General features: G+C 39.0%; 3 protein-coding genes and 2 rRNA genes. All 5 read left to right on the top strand.

The window, feature by feature from the left end; all coding sequences use genetic code 11:
• Window positions 1-1187: ribosomal RNA gene (locus A9G42_RS07245) — 23S ribosomal RNA — on the top strand; the annotation flags it as partial.
• Between the two features lie 165 nt (window positions 1188-1352).
• A 5S ribosomal RNA gene (gene rrf / locus A9G42_RS07250) occupies window positions 1353-1468 on the top strand.
• Window positions 1469-2056: 588 nt separating this feature from the next.
• Window positions 2057-2629: an RNA pyrophosphohydrolase gene (rppH, locus tag A9G42_RS07255; RefSeq protein WP_065568308.1), complete on the top strand. Its 573-nt coding sequence runs from the start codon at window positions 2057-2059 to the stop codon at window positions 2627-2629.
• The gene (gene lgt / locus A9G42_RS07260; protein ID WP_065568309.1) at window positions 2626-3495 is read left to right on the top strand and encodes a prolipoprotein diacylglyceryl transferase; all 870 of its coding nucleotides are present in this window, start codon (window positions 2626-2628) and stop codon (window positions 3493-3495) included. The genes rppH and lgt overlap by 4 nt, the downstream gene beginning before the upstream one ends.
• A complete protein-coding gene (gene thyA / locus A9G42_RS07265; protein ID WP_065653072.1) occupies window positions 3492-4286 on the top strand; it encodes a thymidylate synthase in 795 nt (264 codons plus the stop codon). Before lgt ends, thyA begins: the two co-directional genes overlap by 4 nt.
• The last annotated feature ends 69 nt before the right edge of the window (window positions 4287-4355 follow it).

The following is a 4355-nucleotide window of genomic DNA, read 5'->3' on the forward strand; positions in this document are numbered from 1 at the left end:
TAATTGAAGTCCCATGCGGATGGAGGTGAAATCAGTCGAAGATACCAGCTGGCTGCAACTGTTTAATAAAAACACAGCACTGTGCAAACACGAAAGTGGACGTATACGGTGTGACGCCTGCCCGGTGCTGGAAGGTTAATTGATGGGGTTATGCTTATGCAGAAGCTCTTGATCGAAGCCCCAGTAAACGGCGGCCGTAACTATAACGGTCCTAAGGTAGCGAAATTCCTTGTCGGGTAAGTTCCGACCTGCACGAATGGCGTAATGATGGCCAGGCTGTCTCCACCCGAGACTCAGTGAAATTGAAATTGCCGTGAAGATGCGGTGTACCCGTGGCAAGACGGAAAGACCCCGTGAACCTTTACTATAGCTTGACAGTGAACATTGAGCCTTAATGTGTAGGATAGGTGGGAGACAAAGAAGTGTGTACGCCAGTATGCATGGAGTCGCCCTTGAAATACCACCCTTTAATGTTTGATGTTCTAACCTATACTTCTGAATCGAGGTAAGGGACACTGTCTGGTGGGTAGTTTGACTGGGGCGGTCTCCTCCCAAAGAGTAACGGAGGAGCACGAAGGTTAGCTAATCCTGGTCGGACATCAGGAGGTTAGTGCAATGGCAAAAGCTAGCTTGACTGCGAGAGTGACGGCTCGAGCAGGTACGAAAGTAGGTCATAGTGATCCGGTGGTTCTGAATGGAAGGGCCATCGCTCAACGGATAAAAGGTACTCCGGGGATAACAGGCTGATACCGCCCAAGAGTTCATATCGACGGCGGTGTTTGGCACCTCGATGTCGGCTCATCACATCCTGGGGCTGAAGTAGGTCCCAAGGGTACGGCTGTTCGCCGTTTAAAGTGGTACGCGAGCTGGGTTTAGAACGTCGTGAGACAGTTCGGTCCCTATCTGCCATGGGCGTAGGAAAATTGAGAGGGTTTGCTTCTAGTACGAGAGGACCGAAGTGAACGCACCGCTGGTGTTCGGGTTGTGATGCCAATTGCATTGCCCGGTAGCTACGTGCGGAATAGATAAGTGCTGAAAGCATCTAAGTACGAAACTAGCCTTGAGATGAGTTTTCCCTGAAGAGATTCAGTAAGGTCCGTTTGAGACTAAGACGTAGATAGGTCAGGTGTGTAAGTGTAGTGATACATTGAGCTAACTGATACTAATGAACCGAGAGTCTTAACCTTACAACTCGGAGTTGTTTTGGAGTTACGCGATAGGATGATTGAAGTTGATGATTGTATAGAGATTGACTTTAAATTGTTTAATAAATGAGAGAGCAGTTTGTTCCGGATTGAGAGATTGTTGTGGATATGAGATAATACACAGTAATTGAGAGAAGACAGGATATGTCTGGCGGTAATAGCGCGGTGGTCCCACCTGACCCCATGCCGAACTCAGAAGTGAAACGCCGTAGTGCCGATGGTAGTGTGGGTATTACCCATGTGAGAGTAGGGTGCCGCCAGACTTTTAAATTTAGTGAAGCCCAGCAGTGATGCTGGGCTTTTTTACGTTTGGTATTTTATTTAATGGAGCTCTGATTTGTATAATAATATCTAGAGCGGATAGCCCGAAGAATAACGTATTGAAGATGATAAGTTGATGTTGAATTGATGTTGGAATGAAATGAGTTCACTAATTGCCTTTAATAAGCCGTTTAATGTTGTGACACAATTTTCGGCGCATGAAAAATATCAAATGTTAAAAGACAGTTATTATACTAATAACTTTTTACTTAGAGTACGTTGATTGTTAGTTCATCAACTGGTTATAAAAGGTTTTTCCCTAATTGAGATGAAAAAATTTTAATGATGGCAGGGGTTACTAAGTTTGGCTTAATACCGACGTTAATAAAACTACAGTTTTATGCTGACCGACATCCTCGCTAGTAGTTTGCGGGTTGGTAAATTAGGTAACTTTGTTGAGCAAACTTTTTATGAACTATTATATAGTTTATATAAAGATATATTTACATGATTAATTCATTTTTTTATTTATTTATTGCCACATGTATGAAACAATTTAGGTATTAAAAATAATTTTTTTGAGGTAGTCAGTGATCGATAATGATGGCTACCGTCCAAATGTAGGAATAGTTATTTGCAACAGGTATGGTCAAGTACTTTGGGCTCGTCGATATGGGCAAAATTCTTGGCAGTTTCCTCAGGGCGGAATAAAAATAAACGAAACGCCTGAACAGGCAATGTTTCGTGAATTAAATGAAGAAGTTGGTTTATCGTCAAAAGATGTGAAGATTTTATCTGTTACTAATGGTTGGTTGCGATACAAACTACCGAAAAGGATGATCCGTTGGGAAAATCAGCCAGTTTGTATTGGTCAAAAGCAGAAGTGGTTCTTATTAGAATTGATATCTGATGTGTCAGCAATTAATCTCAATATGTCTTCAACACCTGAATTTGATGATTGGAGATGGGTAAGTTATTGGTACCCTATTCGTCAGGTTATTGCTTTTAAAAGAGATGTTTATAGAAAGGCAATGAAGGAATTTTCTTTACCTGTGTTTACTATACAATCTGAAATTGCACCCCCGATGACTAATGTTTCAAAAAAGAAACGTTTTAACTTCTTTGCTCATAAACGAAAAAACAAAAAGCGTATTAAAAAATGAATCAATATTTACAATTTCCTAATTTTGATCCGATAGCTTTTTCTATTGGACCTATATCACTTCATTGGTATGGTGCTATGTATTTATTTGGGGTACTCGGTGCTCTTTACTTGGCTAAACGCAGAGCAAATAAACCGAATAGCCAATGGACATCACAGCAAGTTGAAAATTTATTATTTTGGGGATTTTTAGGCCTTTTTATTGGTGGGCGGTTAGGTTATGTGTTCTTCTATAACCTTGATGCTTTTATTAAAGATCCTGTGATTTTATTTAAAGTCTGGGAAGGAGGTATGTCTTTTCATGGTGGCTTAATTGGCGCTGTTTGTGTTATTGCTATTTTTGCTAAAAAGACAAATAAAAGTTTTATGCAAGTAGGCGATTTTGTTGCTCCTCTAGTTCCTATTGGTCTGATGTTTGGGCGGTTTGGTAATTTTATTAATGGGGAGCTTTGGGGACGAGTAACTGATTCGCCTATAGGTATGCTATTTCCAGCTTCCTCGCATGCTGATTTTATGTATGTTCAGACTCATCCAGAATGGTTTTCTCTATATTCTCAGTTAGATGGTATTTTACCAAGACATCCATCGCAGCTTTACGAAATGCTATTTGAAGGTGTTGTGCTGTTTATTATCTTAAATATTTTTATTCGAAAACCAAGACCAACGGGGGCTGTATCTGGGTTGTTTTTGCTTTGCTATGGTTTATTTAGATTTGTTATAGAATTTTTTAGACAGCCAGATGAGCAATTAGGTTTATTTTTAAATATTTTTAGTATGGGGCAAATTCTATGTTTACCAATGATTATTGGTGGCATTTTAATGATCTTACTTGCGTATAGATTTAACAAGAAGGCAAAAATACGATGAAACAATATTTAGCGTTAATGCAAAAAATTTTAGATGAGGGTACCTCTAAGTCAGATCGAACAGGTACAGGAACGCTATCTATTTTTGGTCATCAAATGCGATTTAATTTACAAGAAGGCTTTCCCCTTGTGACAACTAAAAAATGCCATTTACGTTCAATTATTCATGAATTACTTTGGTTTTTGAAGGGTGACACAAATATTAATTATTTAAAAGACAATAAAGTAACTATTTGGGATGAATGGGCTGATCAAAATGGTGATTTAGGTCCTGTATATGGTAAACAGTGGCGAGCATGGGGAGCTAATGATGGTCGTCAAATAGATCAAATTTCGCAGTTAATTGAGCAAATTAAAAATGATCCTGACTCTAGACGTATGATTGTTTCTGCTTGGAATGTCGGTGAATTAGACAAAATGGCATTAGCACCGTGCCATGCTTTTTTCCAATTTTATGTTGCAAATGGTAAGCTTTCTTGTCAGCTGTACCAGCGTTCTTGTGACGTATTTTTAGGGTTGCCGTTTAATATTGCAAGCTATTCTTTGTTAGTTCACATGATCGCACAGCAATGTGACTTACAAGTGGGGGACTTTGTGTGGACCGGTGGTGATACACATCTTTATTCAAATCATATGGAACAAGCCCATTTACAATTAAGTCGTGAGCCAAAAGTATTACCAAAATTAATGATTAAACGCAAACCTTCAACAATTTTTGATTATAATTTTGAGGACTTTGAAATTATGGATTATGATCCTTACCCAGCGATTAAAGCCCCTGTTGCAGTTTAAAGCTTGGTAAAGAATTTTTAGGAAATAGATACATTTTGTGTATGTTTTATTACTAAATAAAAATGAGAA

The organism is Gilliamella sp. Nev6-6, from assembly GCF_001690605.1.
GTDB classification, from domain to species: Bacteria; Pseudomonadota; Gammaproteobacteria; order Enterobacterales; family Orbaceae; genus Gilliamella; species Gilliamella apicola_C.

Bases quoted from the DNA above. Each gene is read 5' to 3' on its own strand.
- lgt (WP_065568309.1), top strand. From the start codon at position 2,626: ATGAATCAATATTTACAATTTCCTAATTTTGATCCGATAGCTTTTTCT.
- thyA (WP_065653072.1), top strand. From the start codon at position 3,492: ATGAAACAATATTTAGCGTTAATGCAAAAAATTTTAGATGAGGGTACC.